Here is a 20,349-nt window from a genome sequence, read left to right as displayed (position 1 = left end):
AAAATCAGTTTAGCTAACTTTCAACCGATTGCTAATCGCAACTGGTTTAACATTGGGAGGAATGAGATGAGAAAGCTGGTGGTCTGGAACCTGATGACGCTTGACGGTTATTTCGAAGGCGAAAAGCCTTGGGATCTAGCCTTTCACAACTATGCCTGGGGGCCGGAGCTCGAAAAGCTTTCGGAGCAATTCGGGGAGGAAGGCGATTTGCTGGTCTTCGGCCGCAAGACCTATGAGGGCATGGCGGCCTACTGGCCGACGGCCGAGGAAGACTCCAAGGTCAAGGAATACATGAACAATATTGCCAAACTGGCAGTCTCCAGGACGTTGAAGGAGGCCGCGTGGAACAATACCCGGGTCGTCAGCGATCCCGCCTCCGAACTGAAAAAGCGGAAAGCCGAAGAGGGCAAGACGATCTTCGTTTTCGGAAGCGCGGAACTGGTGGCTTCGCTGATGAAGGACGGCCTGGTGGATGAGTATCGCATTTGCATCGCGCCGGTCCTGCTCGGTTCGGGCAATCCGCTTTTCAAGCAAACCGGGCAACAGACGGGATTGAAGCTGATCTCGTCCAGCATAGCAGCCAACGGCTCCGTAATCTTGAACTATGAGGTCGGGAAGGCAGTTTGAGATGGCGAAGGAACTGAGGGGGCAGGTAGGGATTGGCCGACCTTTCCTCTTGGTCGATCCCATTCTCTTCCTGCTCTGTCTTCTCCCTTTGGCTTATTGCGCTGCAAGGAGCTGCGAATATTCTCCGTCCAGGAGGAGGATACCATGACCGACAGCCAATCCGCCGAAACCGCGGACATTGCGGATGCCGGCGCGGCATCAAAACCGCGTCCAACCGGCGAAGCGGTCAGCCTGACCTGCCGCGATGGCGTCGTGTTGCACGGCCATTTCTGGCCGGCGCATGGTTCGGCAGTTGCGAGCATCATCATCAATCCGGCCACCGGCGTTCTTGCCCGCTACTATCATTATTACGCGGATTTCCTGAGCCGGGAGGGTTTCGATGTCCTGACCTATGACTACCGGGGAATCGGACTTTCGCGGCCGGCGACGCTCAAGGGCTGCGGCTATCGCTGGCGGGAATGGGGCGAGCAGGATTTCGACTCGGCGCTCCGGCATATGGATCTCGCCCGCCCCGACCAACCGCTCCACGTTGTCGGCCATAGCATAGGAGGTTACCTGCCTGGGCTTTCGCCAAAGGCGGAGCGGATCGACCGTATGCTGACCATGGGCGCGCAATATGCCTATTGGCCCGATTATGCCGCCGGCCATCGCATGCGATTGTTTCTGAAATGGCACGTGACCATGCCAGCCCTGACGGCGCTCCTTGGCTTTTTCCCGGGAAAACGGCTCGGCTGGCTGGAGGACCTGCCGGCGGGTGTCGCCAACGAATGGAGCTTTCGCCGCGCCCGAATGGAACTCACCCATCCTGCAACGGAGCGCTCCGATGTGATCAAAAGGTTCGACGCGGTCAAGGCCGCGATCCTTGCGGTGGCGGTGGAAGACGACGACATCGGCACGCCGGCGGCAATCCAGCGGACACTCGGCTATTATCGCAATGCGGCCGTGGACCAGGTCCTCTTATCGCCCGCCCACTACGGCCTTCGGGAAATAGGGCATTTCAGCCTTTTTCATTCCCGTCATTCAGACGGCTTCTGGCGCGATACGCTTTGCTGGCTGCGGGATGGAGTAAACCCTTGGGATAACAGCGAGGCCACCTCCCTCGCCCACCGAAATTGCGCAATATCAATGTAGAATCGCGCCGGGCGTCCATACTATCCAAAACAACGGAGGCCTCAGATGTACAAACACGTTCTCATCCCCACCGACGGATCGGCGCTTTCGACGCAGGCGCTCGAAAAGTCTCTCGATTTCGCCCGCGAGATCGGAGCGGAAGCGACGGTGCTTGTCGTCATGGAGCCGCTACAGGTGATGACCCTCAACCCGACGGGCCTGGAAGTTGCCTATGCGGCCTATGACCAGAGCAACAACAAAGCCGCCGACGGCATCCTGGCCGACGCCACCCAGGCGGCCAAGCAACGCATGGTCGCTTGCGAAACCCTCAAGCTGACGAGCCTGGATCCGGCCGGCACCATCGTCGAGACTGCCGAGAAACAACATTGCGACATCATCGCCATGGCGTCTCACGGCCGATCCGGCTTCAAGGCCTTCATGCTCGGAAGCGTAACCATGAAGGTGCTGGCGCATTCCAAGACGCCGGTGCTGGTTTATCGCTGATCAGGCGGTCAGATTGGTATAACGGACCGAATAGATGCGGTCGCGGCCCAGCAGGTGCGCGACCAACTTCTCCCGGTCGAAGAGGCCATGCATCGCCTGATGACGAAGATCAAGGCCGCCGGCGAGCACGCCGAATGCCGGCATCAGCAGACGGCTGCCGTCACTCGCAAAGCATGGGCGGCGGACGGATTTTTCGCGGCGGCGGACGGTGGCCAACGGATGCAGGTGACCGGCAATTTCGCCCTTGCCGGAAATCAGACTCGGTTCGTGCCGGAATACGAGGCCGCCATAAATCAGTTCATCGGCGCAGCTACCGGGCAGATCGACCGTGCCATCCGGATCGTGGTTGCCGTTGATCCAGATCCAGTCGCGGCCGCGCGCCATGCCGGCAATCAACGCGCGAAGCTCGGGGGCAAGGTATTTCGAGCCTTTCCGGTCATGAAAATTGTCGCCGAGCGAGATGACGAGCTTCGGATCGTAGCGGGTGATGACGGCCGAAAGGATATTGAGGGTCGCAACCGTGTCGTAGGGCGGAAGCATAATGCCGCGGCGGGCAAAGGCTGCCCCTTTTTCAAGATGCAGGTCGGAGACAACGAGCGTGCCGGTTTCCGGCAGGTACAGGCCGCCCAGCGGATCGCAGACGGCGAGGACGCCATTTACGATAATCTCTTCCGCGCCCGAGGCCGCATCTGTCATCGATAATGTCCGGGCGGCCAGGCCGAGGCGATGCATCAATTCAATGTCTTCCCATGGTGCGGCGGGCATCAGCTGAGCGCCTCCGCTATCAGTTCCTCGGCGGCCTCTTCCAGCACCGCATCATGCGCCTCGCCCGGTACTGATTCCTTGCCGATCTCCAGCATGATCGGAACGGCAAGCGGCGAAACACGGTCGAGATCGCGGTGGGTAATGTGCCCCCTGATTCGCTTCAGCATATCGCCTAACCGGCTCAAATCCAAAAGGCCGGATGCCGCATCCCGTCGTGTGGCCTCCAGAAGCACATGATCCGGCTCGTGGCTTCTGAGAACGTCGTAAATGAGATCAGTCGAGACCGTGACCTGCCGTCCAGTCTTTTCCTTGCCCGGATGGCGGCGCTCGATCAAACCGGAAATCACGGCGCAATTGCGGAATGTGCGCTTCAGCATGTAGCTTTCATTGAGCCAGGCCTCCAGATCGTCGCCCAGCATGTCTTCGTCAAAGAGGTCGGACAGGCTCAACCGGTCCGCCTTGATCATCGCGCCGATGTCGTTCAGGCCCCAGACGGCCAGCGAGTAATCCGTCGCGACAAAGCCGAGCGGGCGGGCGCCGGCGCGCTCGAGCCTGCGGGTGAGCAGCATGCCGAGCGTCTGATGCGCCAGGCGCCCTTCGAAGCAATAGGCGATCATGAAGAAGCGTTTTCCCCGCGGAAACGTCTCGATCAGCAGTTCGTCCTTCTTTGGAAGCATCGAGCGTTCCAGCTGGATATTCAGCCAGTCCCGCACCTGATCGGGAAGCTTCTGCCAGCGATCGGGGTCGGCGAGCATGCCGCGCACCTGATCGGCGAGATAGGTGGAGAGCGGGAACTTGCCGCCGGCATAGGCCGGTATCTTCGGGTCCAGCGAAAAGGCGTTAGAGACGAGGCACTCGTTTTCACGGATGCCTTCGAAACGCAGCACCTTGCCGGCGAAGAGGAAGGTATCGCCCTGCACGAGCTGCTCAAGGAAATATTCCTCGACCTTGCCGAGCGACATGCCACCGCGCCCGAGTGCACCATTGGCTCCACGCCGGACGAGGCGGACGTTGAGCTCTGTCGCCTCGACGATCGTGCCGAGGTTCAGCCGGTATTGCTGCGCGACCTGAGGATTGGAAACGCGCCAGCGCCCCTCTTTGGTCTTCCTGATCTTGGCGTAGCGCTCGTAGGAGCGCAGCGCATAACCGCCGGTCGCGACAAAATCGACGATACGCTCGAACATTTCCCAGGAGAGGTCGGCATAGGGCGAGGCTGAAATGATCTCCTCGTAGAGTTCGAGCGGATCGAAGGGTTCGGCGCAGGCCATGCCGAGAACATGCTGGGCGAGGACATCGAGCGCGCCTTCGCCTACCGGAGGCGTATCCTGAGCGCCGAGATAATTGGCATCGAGTGCCGCCTGGCATTCCATCACCTCGAAACGGTTGGCAGGCACGAGGATCGCCTTGGACGGCTCGTCCATACGGTGATTGGAGCGGCCGATGCGCTGGGCAAGCCGCGAGGCGCCCTTCGGTGCGCCGACATGAACCACGAGATCCACATCGCCCCAATCGATGCCCATGTCGAGCGTCGAGGTGGCGACGATGGCGCGCAGTTTGTTCGCCGCCATGGCAGCTTCCACCTTGCGGCGCTGGCCGACATCGAGCGAGCCGTGATGGAGCGCGATGGGCAGATTGTCTTCGTTGATCGTCCAGAGCGTCTGGAAGAGCAACTCCGCCTGGAAGCGGGTATTGACGAAGATCAGCGTCGTCTTGTGGCGTTTGATCTCCTCGTAGACCTCCGGCATCGCATAGGTGGAGACGTGTCCGGACCAGGGGATGCGGTCCTCAGTCTTCATGATGGTGATGTCAGGTGCGGCTCCCCCCGTGACATGCACCAGGCCGGCAGGGGGCGCCGGATCTTCGCCTTGCGGCACCAGCCAGCGCTGCAGGTCCATCGGGTCGGAGACGGTGGCCGAAAGGCCGATAGTCTGCAGGGCCGGCGCGTGTCTTCTCAGCCTTGCCAGACCGAGCGAGAGCAGATGACCGCGCTTCGAGGTGACCAGCGAATGCAATTCATCCAGCACTACATATTTCAGGTCCTTGAAGAAACGCTCGGCCTCCTTGTTCGCAAGCAGCAGCGCCACCTGTTCCGGGGTGGTCAGCAGGATATCCGGCGGGTTGAGCTTCTGGCGCTGGCGCTTGGCTTGCGGGGTATCGCCGGTGCGGTTTTCGATCGTGACGGCTAGGCCCATTTCCGTCACCGGCTTCATCAGGTTGCGTTCTATATCCACCGTCAGCGCTTTCAGGGGCGAGACGTAGAGTGTGTGGATGCCGGTGAAGGCCGAGCCGGGTGGGATCTTACCGCGACGGGTGAGATCGGTCAGCGACGGCAGGAAACCGGCGAGCGTCTTGCCGGCACCCGTCGGGGCAATCAGCAGCACGCTTTCGCCAGCGGTGGCGCGCGAAAGCAATTCGAGCTGGTGCGCACGCGGCTGCCAGCCCTTATCGGCAAACCATTTCAGGAACGGCCGGGGCAAAAGCGCGGCATCACGGCCGGAAGATGAGGTTTCGACGATATCCACGCCGATAAGGTAGTCGCGAACAGGCAAAAAAGAAGGCTTGACGCCTTCGCACAATCATGGATAAATAATATCCATGATATGGAGCGAATGATGAAACTCAGCGACGGCATCGAACAGGCGATCCATTGCATGACCATGCTTTCGGGCGTTTCCGAAGGCGGCGTGCTTTCGGCCGCAGCCCTAGCGGAGTTCCACGGCGTCTCCACGAGCTATCTCTTGAAACATCTGCAGGCGCTTTCCGGCGCCGGGCTGGTCAGTACCGTCCCCGGCCCGAAGGGCGGCTATCGGCTGGCGAAGAGGCCGGAGGAGATCACGCTGCTCGATATCGTACTGGCGGTGGAAGGGCCTGCGCCGGCTTTTCGCTGCGCCGAAATCCGTCAGCGTGGCCCTAACCCGCTGCCGGGGCGATATTTCGCCAAGCCCTGCGGCATCAACGCCGCCATGCTGAAGGCCGAAAAGGCCTATCGCGCCGAACTCGCCAAGGTGACGATCGCCGATATCCTAGCGGACCTGAAGGCCACTGACGACGGCGGCATTGCCGCCCGCGGCTGCGCCTTCCTCGAAATCCACGAACGCAAAACGGCCCGTTGAGACGGCCACAACCCAAGGAGAAGACCGATGCAGCCTCGTTTGAACTTCGCCAAGGCCTCGCCGGATGCCTACAAGGCCGTTCTTGATCTGGAAAACTACGTCCAGAAATCCGGCCTCGAGCGCCGCTTCATCCATCTGATCAAGCTTCGCGCCTCGATCATCAATCACTGTGCCTATTGCGTCGATATGCATGTCAAGGAAAGCCGCCACGACGGCCTCTCCGAGCAGTGGATCAACATGATGAGCGTGTGGGAAGAATCGCCGATCTACGACGAAAAGGAACGCGCGCTGCTGACCTGGGTCGATGCGGTGACCAAGGTTGCCGACACGCATGTTCCCGACAGCGCCTACGAGGTGCTGAAGGCGCATTTCTCGGAAGAGGACATGATGAAGATCACCGTCGCAATCGGCGTGATCAACGTCTGGAACCGGCTCTGCGTCGGCTTCCGCGCGCTTCACTCGATCGACCAGCCGGCCAAGGCTGCGTGATCAAGTCACCTAGCGAACGATGTAACGATCCGTGCGGTGGTTGATCGCGAGCGTCAGGTTCAGCGTCACCGCCGCGAGAATCGAGCAGAGAATGACAAACGGGCTGGCGACGAAAAAGGAAAGCGTCAGCACCAATCCATCCAGTCCGAGCTGCACGAAGCCGGCGCGCCAGCCGAAGCGGTCCTGCAGATAAAGCGCCAGAATGCCGAAGCCGCCGAGCGAAGCCCGGTGACGAAAGAGCGCCAGCATGCCCGCACCGATCAGCAGTCCTCCGAAGAGAGCGGCGGCGATCGGGTTGATGTGGCCGAAGCCGATCAGTTGCGGCAGGAATTCCGTGAGCACGGAGGTCAGCGCGACGGCTGCAAAGGTCTTGACCGTGAAGGAGAGACCCAGCCGCTTGTAGGCCATCCAGTAGAACGGCAGGTTGAGGGCGAAGAAGACGAGGCCGAAACTCAAACCCGTGGAATAGCGGATCAGAAAGCCGAGGCCGGCGGTTCCACCGATCAGGAACTCCGCCTTGGCCAGCATCGTCACGCCAAGCGCCGCCAGCATGCTGCCGGCAACCACGCCCTGCATGTCTTCCAGCGGCGAGTGTTTATCCGAACTGGAGGCCCAAAAGCCGACCGGGCTTTTCTTGGCTGCGGCATCCGACATCAGCGCACCACGATATAGCGATCCGAGCGATGGTTGATCGCCAAGAAGAGGTTGAGAACGACAGCGCCGACCACCGACCAGGCCACGGTCATCGGGCTGACCACCGCAAAGGCACAGAGCATGACGCAGAGGTCGAAGGCAAGCTGGATCAGCCCGGCCTGGATGCCGAACCGGTCTTGGATGTAGATCGCCAGGATGCCGACACCACCGAGGCTCGCCCGGTGGCGGTATAGCGCCAGGAGACCATAGCCGAGAAGCAGCCCGCCGAGCAGAGCCGCCCAGAAGGGATGTAGATAATCGATCAGAAAGAAGCGGCCCTCGACCTCGGAGATCACGGAGACAAGCCCGATCGCGACGAAGGTCTTTACCGAGAAGGAGAGCCCCAGCCGGCGAAACGAAAGATAATAAAACGGCAGGTTGACGATAAAGAACAGGAGGCCGAAGGAAATACCCAAGGCGTAGTGCAGAAGAAAAGCAACGCCTGCAGTGCCGCCGGTGAGCAGGCCGACCTTGTTCAGGAAATAGAAGCCGAGGGCAGCAACCATGGCGCCGGTCAAAAGCCCCTGACCGTCCTCAAGGAGCGTGTGCTGCGACGGGTCGGCGCTATAGAGCCCAAGGTTTTTTCTCTGAACCTGCTTCTGCTGCCCGGCCAATTCCGATCCCTTCATTCGCGGTGATATTGCACTGCAATAAAACCGTCATCAAGCCCGTTCAAGCGGGGATATGGCGGCTGCGAAAAAAGCAAGAAACATTCGGTCAGGCGAGCTTTCGCGACAGAAAGAGGATGCCATCGATTGGTTTGCCGGCGTCCATGCGAATGGCGGTCTTTTGCAACGCGAGAATTTCGAAGCCGTAGCGATGAAGCAGAGACCGGATATAGGTTTCGGAATGGGCGTAACGCAGCGAATCTCGGAGAAGGTAAGACCCCTTCTCGCCCGCATCCTCGACGGAGAAACCGAAGAGCCCCGTGGATGAGAGAAGCTCGAGAACCAGCGGGAAGACGGTTTCCAGCGAACCGAGATACATCAGCACATCGGCGGCAGAAACGAGATCGGCGCGATGCCGGGCAAGGTTTCCGGAAAAAAGGCCGGACAGGTCCGGAGAAAGGCTGAGGTCCGATTGGCCGAGATGGTCATAGAGGCCCTTTGCCTCCGCCCTGGCAAGCATGTTTCCGGAAAGGTCGAAGCCCTCGAGGCGCTCCGTCCTGTCACGGATTTCGGCACCGAAAAGGCCCGTGCCGCAACCGAGATCGACGGTATTCCTGAACGGCGCATGGGGTGCGACGAGAGCGGCGAGCTTGCCGGGCACGGAATATTCTAGCCTCTCGACAAGCGCCGTATCAAACCGGTCGGCATAGTCATCGAACAGGCCCTCGACATAACGGCTCGGGGGCTGGGCCGGCATTTCCTCGGCGCCGAGCAGCGCGAGCTTCAATCTTGCGCCGAAGATGTCGTCTGGCTGGAGATCGAGCGCCTGCCGATATGCGTCCGCGGCGGTCGCAAGTGTGGCCTTCTCACGATATTCGCCGAGCCGGAACCAGCCCGCGGCCCAGCCGGGGACGAGTTCCAGGGCCTGTTCCACGAGTTCCGCGGCGGCGGCGAAATCGCCCGCCTCCGCCAACATGCGGGCATAGTCGGCGCGGCGGTCGGCGATCACATCGCCGGAGGAGAACTGGCTGGCGGACATGATCGGCTCCCAAGGGTCGCGGGTTCTTTGCCGAAGCCACAAAAAAACTCAAGTTCTATTTGAGGAGGCCAAGGCGCTTGCGGCGCAGACGAGCCGCGGGTATGCGTTTCAGGCAATTCGGAGACAGACAAGGATGGCGGACGGGATGAACAGGTTCCTGGGCGATACGCCGGGTCGCACGATCATCAAGCTGATCGTCGTGTGCCTCATCGTAGGGTTCGTACTGGCGTTTTTTGGCTTCACGCCGGACAATATCGTCGATACGGTCCGCTACTGGTTCCTGGACCTCTGGTACAACGGTTTCCGGGCTCTCGGCCGGGTCGGCAACTATCTGGTGCTGGGCGCCATCGTCGTCATTCCGATCTTCGTCATCCTGCGCCTGTTGAGCTACCGCCGCTGACATGACCGACCTCTATATTTCCTCCCGCCGGGGTTTCCTCATGATGTCAGGAATGGGCCTGCTGCTCGCCGGCTGTTCCACGACATCTGTTCTCACCCCGACCGCAGGCGCCGAGGACGAAACGGAAGCGGCGCTGCCGATGGTCAACAAGCTGAGACAAAGCCGCGGTCTGGCGGCACTGACCCTCGATACGCCTGCACGCAAGGCTGCCTCCCAGCACGCTATCCGCATGGCAAAAGCCGAGAAGATGAAACACCTGATCGGCTTCGGCGACGACTTCGGCTCGCGCATGAAGCGCAATGACGTGGCGCTGCCCGCCGCCGAAAACATCGCCAGCGGCCAGGATTCGGTAAACGCAGCCGTGCAGGCCTGGATCGACTCTCCCAAGCATCTCGAAAACATGCTCGGTTCCTTCAGGGGGCTCGGCGTCGCCGTGGCGCGCGCCGATGACAGCCGCACCTATTGGGCCATGGTCCTTTCGGGTTAGGCGATGGATGGCCGCGGACCAGAAGGGCAGGCCGCAAAGCCGTTCGACGTGACGCACCGGCTGGTACTCGGCATCGCGATCCCGATGACGCTCGGCTTTCTCACGACCCCGCTGCTCGGGCTTACGGATACCGCGGTCGTCGGCCAGTTCGGAAAGGCCGAGGCGCTCGCCGGGCTGGCGATCGGCGCAATCCTCTTCGACCTCATCTATGGCAGCTTAAGCTTCCTGCGCACGTCCACCACCGGTCTCGTCGCTCAGGCTTTCGGCCGTGGCGACCATCGCGAACAGCAGGCGGTGTTCTGGCGAGCGCTTCTTAGCGCATTCGGGCTCGGCTTCGTCATGCTGGCGCTTTCTCCGCTGATCCTCGCTTTCGCGCCGGAGCTGATGACCAGCGATCCCGCCGTCGCTGACGTCACACGCCAATATTTCAGGATCCGCGTGCTGACCAGCCCCGCGACCTTCGCCAATTTCGCGATCCTCGGCTATGTGCTCGGGCGCGGCCAGGGCTTGCTGGGCCTTGTCCTGCAAATCATTCTCAACGGCACGAACATCATGCTTTCGATCTTTCTTGGCCTCGGTCTCGGCTGGGGTATTGCCGGAGTGGCCTGGGGAACCGCGCTTGCCGAAACCGCGGCGGTCGTGATCGGCTTCCTGATCGTCAGCCGGCAGTTTTCTGCTGTCCATCGGCCGAGCCGTGTGGACATCTTCGACGCGGCCAAGCTCAAACAGCTCTTCCACCTCAATGCCGATATCCTGATCCGATCACTGATATTGAACGGCGCATTTGCGCTGCTGACACGCGTCGGATCCAGCTTCGGCGCCGTGACGCTCGCCGCCAACGCCGTGCTGATGAACGTCTTCATGCTGTCTGCCTTCTTCCTGGACGGTCTAGCGGGGGCTGCCGAACAGCTGGCCGGCAGGGCGGTCGGGGCGCGGTATCGTCCTTCCTTCGACCGTGCGCTGAAGCTGACCGGCCTCTGGTCCTTCGCCATGGCGGGCGCCGTCGGACTGTTCTTCATTCTCTTCGGGCAGCCGATTATCGACATGCTGACGACGTCCGAAGACGTGCGGCAGACGGCCTACAGCTATCTCGGATGGGCGGCATTGACGGGTTTGACCGGCGTGCTGGCCTTCCAGATGGACGGCGTCTTCATCGGCGCCACATGGTCACGGGAGATGCGCAACATGATGCTCGCCTCCTTCGCCGGATATTGTTTAGCGCTCGCCGCGCTCGTGCCGCTTTTCGGCAATCACGGGCTCTGGCTGTCGCTCAACCTCTTCCTGCTGATGCGCGGCATCTTTCTCGCGGCAATGGTGCCGCGCAAGGCGCGTCAGAGCTTTTCCGCCGCCCACTGATCGAGACGGGTGTCGCGGATTTCCCGGATCGAGGAGAGCTTTTCCCGGTCGAGAAGCGACGAGAGGCCCTTCAGGATTGTTGCCGGCAGGCTGGGGCCTTCATAAACCATGCAGGAATAAAGCTGCACCAGGTCCGCGCCGGCGCGGATTTTTTCCAAGGCGTCCGTCGCACTGGAAACCCCACCCACCCCGATAATCGGCAGAGCCGGGCCGACGCGTTTGCGCATCTTGGCAAGCATGACCGTCGACCGTTTGAAGAGCGGCACGCCGGAAAGACCGCCCGCTTCTTTCGCCTGGATCTGATCCTTCAGCCCGTCGCGGGAAAGCGTGGTGTTGGAAACGATCAGGCCGTCCAGCGGATGGGAGGTCGCTTCGGAGGCAATATCGTCCAACCCCTCCTCCGTCAGATCGGGCGCGATCTTCAGAAAGACCGGCACGGTTCGTCCATACCGCAGCCCCTCTTCCGCCCGCGCCGCAAGCACGGCTTCCAGCAGCGTCTTCAGGCTGTCGCGGGCCTGCAGGTCGCGCAGGCCCGGCGTGTTCGGAGAGGAGATGTTGACAGTGAAATAGGTGGCGAGCGCGTAAAACTTTCGAATGCCCGCGACGTAGTCGGCCACGCGATCGGCGGTATCCTTGTTGGCGCCGATATTGACGCCAACGATCCCCGGGGCATTGTGCCGCGCCGAAAGCCTGGCGAAGGCAGCCTCATGCCCCTCGTTGTTGAAGCCGAGCCGGTTGATGACGCCGCGGTCCTCCACCAGGCGGAAGATGCGCGGCTTGTCGTTGCCTGCTTGAGGTTTCGGCGTCACGGTGCCCACTTCGGTGAAACCGAAACCGAGCTTCAGCATCGCATCCGGCACTTCGGCATTCTTGTCGTAACCGGCGGCAAGGCCGAGAGGGTTCGGAAAGGTGATCCCGGCAATCGTCTGGGCAAGACGTGGATCGTTCGCGATACGGCAGGTGGGTACGAGGCCCGTCTTCAATGCCGTGATCGACAGGCCATGTGCCGTTTCCGGGTCGAAGACGAAAAGGCCACGTGAGGCAAGCCCGGCAAATGGACCGATCATGGCATCTTCTCCGGAAAGGCATGCACGCCGTCTGCGCCGATCAGCAGCGGCATTTCCCAAAGCACGGCCGAAAAAGGCAGCTTGGCGTAAAGATGCGGGAAGAGGTCACCCCCGCGCGAGGGCTCGTATTTCAGCGCCTCGCCAAGCTCCGCCGCGTTGACGGCCACCAGGACAAGGCCCGCAACGCCGGCAAAATGCAGCCGGGCCGTCTCTCTGGCCTGAGGCCCGGTTGACAAATGGATGTAGCCGTCCTGGAGATCGATACCCGCGCCGTCGAAGACACCGCTACCCTTCGCCTGGCGCCAGAGCGTTTCCGGCACGATCTTATACACCATATCCGTCATCATGAACTCTCGAGTATCTGTTATAATCGGTGCGTTTGCCGCAAAGCCCGGCGCTTGTCCACCTGAGGAGGACCAAAAGATGAAGGTTCTGACACTATTCACCGTGGCACTCGTCATTCCCGCGGCCTCCTACGCCCAGGCGCCGCAGCAGAACCGTTTTCAGCTGGAACGGACCGAAAGCGGCGTCGTTCGGCTCGATACGCAGACCGGCGCCATGACGCTTTGCCGCGAGGAAAACGGGACGCTGACCTGCCGCATGCAGCCGGACGAGCGGGCAGCTTACGAAGAGGAACTCGACAGACTGGAAAAGAGGGTGACGTCGCTTGAGGAGCGGCTGAGCCAGACGCCGCCGACGGCACTGCCCACCGACGAGGAAGTGGACAAGTCTCTCTCCATCATGGAGAAGTTCATGCGGCGTTTCATGGCGATCGTCGGCGAATTCATCGACGAGCGGGAAGCGGACAAACCTCAACCAAATCGTACGTGAATTCCCGCACTTGTTTCCGTCGCTCCGGAGGTTTACAACTTTCGAAGATACAGAGGCACAACTATGCTCTTGGGAGGGAGCGTGGGAATGCAGACACTTACAATTATCATCGCTGACGACCATCCGCTGTTTCGCGGCGCCCTGCGCCAGGCTGTTCAGGGGATCGCAGAAAAAGTCCTGATCATCGAGGCGGGCGATTTCGAAGCCGCGCGGCGTGCCGCCGATTCCAATCCGGAGGCCGACCTGATGCTGCTCGACCTGGCAATGCCGGGCGTTAGCGGTTTTTCCGGGCTGATGTCGCTGCGGGCGGAATTCTCCGGCCTGCCGATCGTTATCGTCTCGGCGAGCGACGACGGCACCACGATACGCCGCGCCCTGGAACTGGGAGCCTCGGGTTTCATTTCGAAATCCTCCGGCCTTGACGACATCCGGGCCGGCGTTCAGGCGGTTCTCGAGGGCGATATCTGGGCGCCAAAGGGCGATTCCACCCAGCCTGAAGAAGATCCCGGCCTTGCCGAACTCATGGACCGGCTGAAAACGCTCACGCCGCAGCAGAGTCGGGTGCTGACCATGCTCGGCGAAGGCTTGCTGAACAAGCAGATCGCTTACGAACTCGGCGTCTCGGAGGCGACCATCAAGGCGCATGTTTCGGCAATCCTGCTGAAGCTCAACGTCGACAGCCGGACGCAGGCGGTGATCAAGCTCGGCAAGATCAACATGGCCCTGGTGGCCTAGCGCCAGCCTCATCCATATCGCAGGATTTTATTCCTTCCCTCTCTTTACGCGAGGCCCGCCCTCCGTTAAAATCCGGGGTGTCTGGGCTTGCTGTCATGCAGCCTGAAGGCCGTGGAGAGATTGATCGAAGGGGTGCCGCCGAGCGCCGGTTTGTCCGGCCCTGTCTCGCGCGCCGGGTACGGGCAAAATGCTGTCACATGAAACGATCTGGAACGCGATCGATACGCTGGCCCAACGCCATCAACTGACACCGTCGGGCCTTGCGCGGCGTGCCGGCCTGGATCCGACATCCTTCAACAAGTCGAAGCGGCTCGGGCCGGACGGGCGCCTGCGCTGGCCTTCGACGGAATCGATCGCCAAGGTGCTGGAGGCGACGGGGGCGACGGTAGACCAGTTCATGAGCTATCTGCCGACCTCCTCCAGCCGTTCGGCATTTCCGGAAGGCAATTTCCCGCCGCAGGGGGGCACCATCCCGCTCCTCGGCTTTGCTCAAGCGGGTGCGGGTGGTTTTTTCGACGACGGCGGCTTTCCTGCCGGCCAGGGCTGGGATGTGGTGGAGTTCCCGATCGACCCTTCGCGCAAGGCCGGCGTCTATGCGCTTGAAGTCCAGGGCGAGTCGATGATGCCGCTTTATCGCGACGGCGATGTGCTCATCGTGGAACCGGGCGCACAGGTGCGGCGCGGCGACCGCGTCGTCCTGAAAACCCGCGAGGGCGAAGTCATGGCCAAGGTTCTCTCGCGCCAGACGGCCCGGACGGTCGAGCTGATGTCGCTCAATCCCGAGCATCCGAACCGCAGCTTCGATCTTTCGGAAGTGGACTGGATGGCACGCATCATCTGGGCGAGCCAATAGGCATGGCGAACCGCTAGGAAAGAATTCCCCTCAATAAAGCCCATTCGGAAAATACCGCAGGTAGATGTCCTGCAAGCGTCCATTGCGGGAGAGCGCGCCGAGAGCGTGGTCGAAAGCCGCAACAAGCAAGGGATCGTTCTTGCGGAACATGACGGTCAGCGCCTCGCCGAGGAACTTTTCCGAAAGATAGGGGCCGTCAAAGAGCGCGCAGCATTTTGCCGACATTTCTCCCGCAACCCAGAAGGGCAGTCTCAGGCCATCGGAAAACACGGCATCCACCTTGCCGGCCTTCAATGCCTCCAGCATCATCTCATGGCTGTCGAACGGGATGATCGTGACCTTCGGGAAGAAGGCTTTCAGCATCACCTGATGGGCCGTTCCCTCGACCACGCCGACCGGCTTGCCGGCAAGCGCCGCAGCCGTGTCGCCGTCGATCTTGGCGGCGAGGTTGCGGGCAAAGCGAGCCGGCACGCCGAGATAAGGCCTCGAAAACGAAAACCGCCGGCGCCGATCCGGCGTAACCGCGACGCCGGCCATCACCGCCTCGCCTGCCCCGCTTTCCAGCGTCTTTTCCAGTTCCTCGAACGGCAGCGCCTGGATCTGGCACTTCGCCTCGATCTTCAACTCAGCGCAGATTTCGCGGGCTAGATCGACATTGAAACCGGCGAGCCGACCTGTCTGATCGGCAAAGTTGAACGGAGGAAAGTCGATTGTCGTCAGTATCCTCAGCCGGACGAGGCTGGAAAGATCCGGCCGCGGGAGACGCTCGCGCGCATCGAACATCAACGGCAGCCCATCGTCCGCGCGAGCCGCATGGCTCGACACGAGAAAGACGAACAATGCGCCCGCCGCAAGGCAAAGCTGCAAAATGGTGAAGAACCCCTTAATATTCGGGCATGCAATCAGAAGACGCATCGCTATGATCCAGATCGGGACAAGGTTGGGGCGTCCGCTTGCGGGCGGTGTAGCAGAGTCATGCGTTTAGGGGAATATCCGCCGGCATCGCCGCCGGTGCAAGATGGCGTGTGGCAAGATCACGCTCCACCGGCAAGCAAGGCTGCCGAAAATGTCCACGTTTCGAGTGAAGACCCGGAGCTGATAGCCCTTGCGGCGCTCGGCTTTTCAAAACCCCTGCGTTCAACGCTTGCCGAGCGGGCGCGGCAAAACGGCACCACCATCGAATGCGAATTGCTTCATAGCGGCTAGGTCGAGGAAGACGCCTATTACGGAGCCATGGCGCGCTTTCTGCGCCTGCCTTTTATCGGCACCATCGATCCGTCCCTTTTAACCGACATACCTCTGCTCGACACGCAATTGCGGCGCCCCAGCCAGATCCGCATCGCCCACCGGCATCGCGCTCCGCAGGTGGCCGTGGTGCCGGAAGCCTCAAGGCTCGCCGACCTCGGCGCGGCCCTTGCGGCCATGCCCGCTCTCGGTCGCGATCTTGCGATAACCACGCCTTCGGCGGTCCGCAGCGCAGTCTGGAGGGCCGGTGCCCGCAGACGCGTCCAGGAAGCTGTCACCACTCTTTTCGACCAATTTCCCGACTTCTCGGCCCGCATCGTTTTGGCCGGCCACCAAGGTTTTTATGCGGGACTTGGGCTTGCCGCCATTATCTCCGCGCTGATCTTCATGCCGCTCGCAACACTGCTTATGCTGCATATCGGGCTGTCATGCATCTATCTGGCATCCCTATTCCTGCGATTTGCCGCCTTCACCCGGCAAAATTTCGCCCCGGCCATGCTGCCGGCGCTACCCGCGCGGGATGCGCCGCTTCCCTGTTATACGGTGATGGTAGCGCTCTACCGCGAGGCCGCCGTTGCAGAGCAGCTGATCTCAAGCCTCAAGCGGCTGGACTGGCCGGCCGCGCTGCTCGACATCAAACTCGTCTGCGAGGCGGACGACCACGAGACGATCACAGCCCTCAAGGCGCTTGCCTTAGGCCCATGTTTCGAGATCGTGGAGGTGCCTCCCTGCAATCCGCGCACCAAGCCGAAGGCTCTCACCTACGCGCTGGCTGCGGCACGCGGCGAATATCTGGCGATCTATGACGCCGAAGACCGGCCCCATCCGCAGCAACTTCGCGAGGCTTACGCGCGCTTTCAAACCTCACCTGCGGAGGTTGCCTGCCTGCAGGCGCCGTTGATCATCACCAATGCCAAGGAATCCTGGATCAGCGCGCTATTTTCCCTCGAATATTCGGGCCTGTTTCGCGGCCTGCTGCCGATGCTCGCCGGCAGCCGGATGCCTCTGCCGCTCGGCGGCACCTCCAATCACTTCCGCACCGAAACCCTGCTTGCCGTCGGCGGATGGGATCCGTTCAACGTCACCGAGGACGCGGATCTCGGTCTACGCCTCTACCGCCTCGGCTACCGCGCGGATGTGATCGTGCGCCAGACGCTCGAGGACGCCCCGACCGCGATCCGCGTCTGGATGGCTCAGCGAAGCCGATGGTTCAAGGGCTGGCTGCAGACCTGGCTGGTGCTGATGCGCCATCCCCGCCGTCTCGCCCGGCAGATGGGCCTGACGGCGTTCTGCACTTTCCAGCTGATGGTCGGAGGCATGCTGCTCTCCTCGCTCCTGCATCCCTTGATCATCGTCTTTGCCGGCATCGGCGCCCATTCCATGCTGGAAGCGCCGACGGACGATATTCCCACCGGCATGCTGTCGCTGTTCGTGATCGACGTGATCAATATTCTCGGCAGCTATCTGGTCTTCCTCGCCCTGGGGCTGAGCTCGATGATCGAACACGAGAAGCGGCTGATCGGCCGGCGCTGGCTCGCCGTGCCGCTTTACTGGCTGATGACCTCGATCGCAGCATGGCAAGCGGTCCTGGAACTACGGTCGAAACCGTTCGTCTGGAACAAGACGCCACACCAACCCAGCACCCGGAAAATATAGAGTCTCCGGCGTGAACCGCCCTACTGCCGCCTGCCTTTTGCGCTTATCAACGGGCGTGATATATGCGCAGCGCTGAGCCGTGCCGCCGAGGATCAAGAACAACATGGAAAAAGCGAAGCTCGTGGTCGTCTTCCCGATCTATAACGGCGCCCAGACGATGCGCAAAAGCCTGCAATGCATTGCAGATCAGGACTTTTCAGATTTTCGCGCGATCATCGTCGACAACAAATCCACGGACGCCACGCTGGAAATAGCCCGTGAATTTTGCGCTCAAGACGAACGCTTCGAGGTCATCCAGCAGGAACGCCATCTCGGCGTGATCGACAATTTCATCTTCTGCATCAAGCTCGGCGCCGAGAAGGGAGAATATTTCTGCCTGCGGGCTTGTGACGATCTGTCGACTAGCGATTACCTCTCCGCGCTGCTCCATGCGCTGGAGCAGAACCCGGACAAGCTTTTAGCCGTCGGGTCGTCGGAACGGATCGATTCGGACAAGACGCAAATCCTGAAACCGGAACCGAACATATTCAACTTTCAGGAGAACGCATCCCAAGGCAAGGTGCCGCGTGGTTTGAGATTTCCCTCCGAATGGTTTTACGGGGTCTACCGGTCGGCAGGCGGCGCGGATATCCTGCTGGAGCGATGGCCGGCCCTCGGGGGCCCGTGGTGCGCGGCCTCCTACGCCGTTGCCGAGTTTGTCATGCGCGATCTGATCGTCTGGGTGGACGGGCCGATGTACATCTTCTTTCGCGGCTCGGATTCCGAACAGCTCTATGCTGCGAAATCCATCACCCATAAGATCCAGCAGCGCTGGCTTTACGCGGTCGGATGCTACCGGGTCGTGGACAAGCTTCCCCCGCTGTCCTGGAACACGCGCCGGAAGATATTCAAGATGGCCTGGCGAGATGCGCGCGGGAAGACGAACTATCGCATCCGCCGGCATGTGCTGCAGAAGCTGAGGTCGCTTTTCTGAAGCCAATATGAGGAACATTTCGAGCCTCCGCACGTCAGATAGGTGAACCTGACGATGGAGGCGAGAGATGCATACCTATTACCGCTATCACGGAACCGACCCGGCTCCCGGCGCTCTGATCATCAAATTCTACCATTCAGGGGATCAGGTCCGCGGCTTCATCCGCAAGGTGACCGAACCTTCAGAAGACGACATGGTTTTCCCCGGCGAAGAAATGGAGCCGGAAGCGGCTTTCCGTATGGCGGAAAACAAAAGCCGCGGCCCGGAGCAGCACCCGATCTACGTGGAACTGGCAGAGGGCCTGGAATGGGACCCGGCTTGGGGCAAGCTGATCTGACGGATTTGAGAAACTGGAGCGGGTGAAGGGAATCGAACCCTCGTATTCAGCTTGGGAAGCTGCTGCTCTACCATTGAGCTACACCCGCTTTTCGCATGCTGTCCGAAAACGAAACCCGGTTTCAGACGGCAGCATGCGTAACAGGACAACCCGAGACTTTCAACAGATGAGGCCGGCTGTCAAGCGGCGCCCCGCCGCTCAGACGCGAAAATGCTTTGAGAGTTTCAGGCCCTGTGCCTGATAGTTGGACCCCATGCCAGCTCCGTAAAGCCCTTCCGGCTTTTCCTGCATGTGCTCATAGACCAGCCGTCCGACGATCTGGCCGTCCTCCAGGATGAAGGGCACCTCGTGGCTGCGGACCTCGAGCACTGCGCGGCTCCCTCGGCCACCCGCCGCCTCATGGCCGAATCCGGGATCGAAAAAGCCTGCATAATGGACCCGGAATTCGCCGACCAGCGGGTCGAAGGGCGTCATCTCGGCCGCATAGAGCGGCGGCACATGAACCGCCTCACGCGAGACGAGGATGTAGAATTCGTCCGGATCGAGAATGAGCTCGTTGCGGCCGCGGCTATAGAGCGGCTCCCAGAAATCGAAGATGTCGTGCTGGGCCTTCTTGTCGACGTCGACAACAGCCGTGTGATGCTTGCCGCGATAACCGATCAGGCCCTCCTTGTCGCCGGAGAGATCGATCGAGAGAGCGATGCCACCCCCGGAGACATTCGGGTTGCTCGCGGCCACCAATATCTCGTTCTTGTGGAGCTGCAGCAAATCCGGCTCGCTCAAAAGAGCGTTGCCCACGCGGAAGCGGATCTGAGACAGGCGCGAGCCGCGGCGAACGACGATCGGAAACGTTCGGGGCGAGATTTCCAGATAGAGGGGGCCGGAGTAACCGACCGGGATCTTGTCGAATTCCTGGGCGTAGTCGGTGATCACGCGCGTGAAGATATCGAGGCGGCCGGTCGAGCTTTTCGGATTTGCCGAGGCCGACATATTGGCCGGCAGGTCGAGCCTTTCCATCAGCGGCACGATATACACGCAGCCTGTTTCCAGCACCGCGCCTTCGGTGAGATCGATGACGTGCAGCTTGAGGCGATCGAGCTTGTCGGAGACCAGGCTGTTCGGTCCCGGCATGAAGCTTGCCCGGACCCGGAAAGCCTTTGCGCCGAGACGCAGATCAAGGCTCGCTGGCTGAACCTGATCCCGATCAAGCTCGCGCTCGGAGATCAACCGTCCACTGTCGAAAAGCGCCGCTATTGCGCGGTCCGCCAGAATTCCTGTTTCGCGAGCCATCATGTCTCTCTCAGAGTTTTCGTCGAGACAAAACCAAATGCGAGCCATTGACGCAAGCGGGACGCGGCGCTATGCCACTCTTATCCCGTGGTGATTTGGCCGGTCGGCTTGCAGCCACGTTAAATAAGTGGCTAAAAAGACCGGGTGCGAAACCGGTCTGCTTATGCGACC

24 protein-coding genes, 1 tRNA gene and 1 riboswitch are annotated in these 20,349 nt (G+C 61.0%); of the genes, 15 read left to right on the top strand and 10 right to left on the bottom strand.

The genetic code is table 11. From position 1 onward, the window contains the following. The first annotated feature begins 66 nt into the window (after positions 1-66). The 3 genes from C5L12_RS03160 to C5L12_RS03150 all read left to right on the top strand — a co-directional run bounded on the left by C5L12_RS03160 (position 67) and on the right by C5L12_RS03150 (position 2,241). Entirely contained in the window at positions 67-627 is a 561-nt protein-coding gene (locus tag C5L12_RS03160) for a dihydrofolate reductase family protein (protein ID WP_105370561.1), read from the top strand. Between the two features lie 144 nt (positions 628-771). Continuing rightward, the gene (locus tag C5L12_RS03155; RefSeq protein ID WP_105370560.1) at positions 772-1,758 is read left to right on the top strand and encodes an alpha/beta hydrolase family protein; all 987 of its coding nucleotides are present in this window, start codon (positions 772-774) and stop codon (positions 1,756-1,758) included. A 45-nt stretch (positions 1,759-1,803) separates the two neighbouring features. After that, positions 1,804-2,241, top strand: a complete 438-nt coding sequence (locus C5L12_RS03150; RefSeq protein WP_105370559.1) for a universal stress protein — start codon at positions 1,804-1,806, stop codon at positions 2,239-2,241. On the opposite strand, the gene pdeM is transcribed toward C5L12_RS03150, so the two are convergent. Beyond that, positions 2,242-2,973 carry a ligase-associated DNA damage response endonuclease PdeM gene (gene pdeM, locus C5L12_RS03145; protein WP_105370722.1) on the bottom strand — a complete coding sequence of 244 codons (732 nt, stop codon included), beginning with the start codon at positions 2,971-2,973 and terminating at the stop codon, positions 2,242-2,244. A gap of 32 nt (positions 2,974-3,005) precedes the next feature. After that, positions 3,006-5,522, bottom strand: a complete 2,517-nt coding sequence (locus C5L12_RS03140; protein WP_105370721.1) for a ligase-associated DNA damage response DEXH box helicase — start codon at positions 5,520-5,522, stop codon at positions 3,006-3,008. 96 nt (positions 5,523-5,618) lie between these two features. On the opposite strand from C5L12_RS03140, the gene C5L12_RS03135 reads away from it, so the two are divergent. Together C5L12_RS03135 and C5L12_RS03130 are read left to right on the top strand one after the other, a co-directional pair. After that, positions 5,619-6,119 (top strand): RrF2 family transcriptional regulator, encoded by a 501-nt coding sequence (locus C5L12_RS03135; RefSeq protein ID WP_105370720.1) that lies wholly within the window; start codon positions 5,619-5,621, stop codon positions 6,117-6,119. 27 nt (positions 6,120-6,146) lie between these two features. Beyond that, the gene (locus C5L12_RS03130) at positions 6,147-6,608 is read left to right on the top strand and encodes a carboxymuconolactone decarboxylase family protein (RefSeq protein WP_105370558.1); all 462 of its coding nucleotides are present in this window, start codon (positions 6,147-6,149) and stop codon (positions 6,606-6,608) included. A gap of 9 nt (positions 6,609-6,617) precedes the next feature. Here C5L12_RS03130 and C5L12_RS03125 read toward each other — a convergent pair whose 3' ends face one another. The 3 genes from C5L12_RS03125 to C5L12_RS03115 form a co-directional block, all read right to left on the bottom strand. Beyond that, on the bottom strand, positions 6,618-7,262 hold the full coding sequence (locus C5L12_RS03125; RefSeq protein ID WP_105370557.1) for a YitT family protein: 645 nt from the start codon (positions 7,260-7,262) through the stop codon (positions 6,618-6,620). After that, positions 7,262-7,915, bottom strand: coding sequence for a YitT family protein (locus C5L12_RS03120; RefSeq protein WP_245422736.1), 654 nt, complete (start codon positions 7,913-7,915; stop codon positions 7,262-7,264). The genes C5L12_RS03125 and C5L12_RS03120 overlap by 1 nt, the downstream gene beginning before the upstream one ends. 103 nt (positions 7,916-8,018) lie before the next feature. Beyond that, positions 8,019-8,948, bottom strand: a complete 930-nt coding sequence (locus C5L12_RS03115; protein WP_105370555.1) for a class I SAM-dependent DNA methyltransferase — start codon at positions 8,946-8,948, stop codon at positions 8,019-8,021. A 133-nt stretch (positions 8,949-9,081) separates the two neighbouring features. On the opposite strand from C5L12_RS03115, the gene C5L12_RS03110 reads away from it, so the two are divergent. From C5L12_RS03110 to C5L12_RS03100, 3 genes are read left to right on the top strand one after another with little or no spacing between them, the layout of a single operon-like run. Further along, the gene (locus C5L12_RS03110; RefSeq protein ID WP_105370554.1) at positions 9,082-9,348 is read left to right on the top strand and encodes a DUF6460 domain-containing protein; all 267 of its coding nucleotides are present in this window, start codon (positions 9,082-9,084) and stop codon (positions 9,346-9,348) included. Between the two features lies 1 nt (position 9,349). After that, positions 9,350-9,835 (top strand): CAP domain-containing protein, encoded by a 486-nt coding sequence (locus C5L12_RS03105; RefSeq protein WP_105370553.1) that lies wholly within the window; start codon positions 9,350-9,352, stop codon positions 9,833-9,835. Positions 9,836-9,838: 3 nt separating this feature from the next. Continuing rightward, positions 9,839-11,191 carry an MATE family efflux transporter gene (locus tag C5L12_RS03100; protein WP_105370552.1) on the top strand — a complete coding sequence of 451 codons (1,353 nt, stop codon included), beginning with the start codon at positions 9,839-9,841 and terminating at the stop codon, positions 11,189-11,191. Here the strand turns inward: C5L12_RS03100 and C5L12_RS03095 are convergent. Both C5L12_RS03095 and C5L12_RS03090 read right to left on the bottom strand, forming a co-directional pair. Next, positions 11,167-12,258, bottom strand: coding sequence for a quinone-dependent dihydroorotate dehydrogenase (locus C5L12_RS03095; RefSeq protein WP_105370551.1), 1,092 nt, complete (start codon positions 12,256-12,258; stop codon positions 11,167-11,169). The two genes, C5L12_RS03100 and C5L12_RS03095, sit on opposite strands and share 25 nt — an antisense overlap. Next, positions 12,255-12,605: a DUF952 domain-containing protein gene (locus tag C5L12_RS03090; RefSeq protein ID WP_205839298.1), complete on the bottom strand. Its 351-nt coding sequence runs from the start codon at positions 12,603-12,605 to the stop codon at positions 12,255-12,257. Before C5L12_RS03090 ends, C5L12_RS03095 begins: the two co-directional genes overlap by 4 nt. Positions 12,606-12,681: 76 nt before the next feature. Here C5L12_RS03090 and C5L12_RS03085 point away from each other — a divergent pair, with 76 nt between their 5' ends. The 3 genes from C5L12_RS03085 to C5L12_RS03075 all read left to right on the top strand — a co-directional run bounded on the left by C5L12_RS03085 (position 12,682) and on the right by C5L12_RS03075 (position 14,677). Next, complete coding sequence (locus tag C5L12_RS03085; RefSeq protein ID WP_105370550.1) at positions 12,682-13,089, top strand: hypothetical protein; 408 nt, start codon at positions 12,682-12,684, stop codon at positions 13,087-13,089. Positions 13,090-13,176: 87 nt separating this feature from the next. Continuing rightward, positions 13,177-13,824 (top strand): response regulator, encoded by a 648-nt coding sequence (locus C5L12_RS03080; RefSeq protein WP_105370549.1) that lies wholly within the window; start codon positions 13,177-13,179, stop codon positions 13,822-13,824. A 187-nt stretch (positions 13,825-14,011) separates the two neighbouring features. Next, positions 14,012-14,677, top strand: a complete 666-nt coding sequence (locus tag C5L12_RS03075) for a S24 family peptidase (RefSeq protein WP_105370548.1) — start codon at positions 14,012-14,014, stop codon at positions 14,675-14,677. A 30-nt stretch (positions 14,678-14,707) separates the two neighbouring features. Here the strand turns inward: C5L12_RS03075 and C5L12_RS03070 are convergent, their stop codons facing one another. Then, a complete protein-coding gene (locus C5L12_RS03070) occupies positions 14,708-15,592 on the bottom strand; it encodes a transporter substrate-binding domain-containing protein (protein ID WP_105370547.1) in 885 nt (294 codons plus the stop codon). Positions 15,593-15,652: 60 nt separating this feature from the next. Here C5L12_RS03070 and C5L12_RS28665 point away from each other — a divergent pair, with 60 nt between their 5' ends. The 4 genes from C5L12_RS28665 (at position 15,653) to C5L12_RS03055 (ending at position 18,888) form a co-directional block, all read left to right on the top strand. Further along, on the top strand, positions 15,653-15,883 hold the full coding sequence (locus tag C5L12_RS28665; RefSeq protein ID WP_245422735.1) for a hypothetical protein: 231 nt from the start codon (positions 15,653-15,655) through the stop codon (positions 15,881-15,883). A 27-nt stretch (positions 15,884-15,910) separates the two neighbouring features. Further along, on the top strand, positions 15,911-17,578 hold the full coding sequence (locus C5L12_RS03065; protein ID WP_245422734.1) for a glycosyltransferase family 2 protein: 1,668 nt from the start codon (positions 15,911-15,913) through the stop codon (positions 17,576-17,578). Positions 17,579-17,681: 103 nt separating this feature from the next. Beyond that, on the top strand, positions 17,682-18,551 hold the full coding sequence (locus C5L12_RS03060; protein ID WP_105370546.1) for a glycosyltransferase family 2 protein: 870 nt from the start codon (positions 17,682-17,684) through the stop codon (positions 18,549-18,551). 67 nt (positions 18,552-18,618) lie between these two features. Then, a complete protein-coding gene (locus tag C5L12_RS03055; RefSeq protein ID WP_105370545.1) occupies positions 18,619-18,888 on the top strand; it encodes a hypothetical protein in 270 nt (89 codons plus the stop codon). Positions 18,889-18,902: 14 nt separating this feature from the next. Here C5L12_RS03055 and C5L12_RS03050 read toward each other — a convergent pair. Continuing rightward, positions 18,903-18,976, bottom strand: a tRNA-Gly gene (locus C5L12_RS03050). A 110-nt stretch (positions 18,977-19,086) separates the two neighbouring features. Next, complete coding sequence (locus C5L12_RS03045) at positions 19,087-20,181, bottom strand: 2'-deoxycytidine 5'-triphosphate deaminase (protein ID WP_165924083.1); 1,095 nt, start codon at positions 20,179-20,181, stop codon at positions 19,087-19,089. 74 nt (positions 20,182-20,255) lie between these two features. Beyond that, positions 20,256-20,334, top strand: a riboswitch (SAM riboswitch). Positions 20,335-20,349: the final 15 nt, after the last annotated feature.

It is taken from the genome of Neorhizobium huautlense, from assembly GCF_002968575.1.
GTDB lineage: Bacteria > Pseudomonadota > Alphaproteobacteria > Rhizobiales > Rhizobiaceae > Neorhizobium > Neorhizobium huautlense.
Note: the sequence above shows the minus strand (reverse complement) of the source record. Positions and strands in the feature narration are given on the sequence as shown.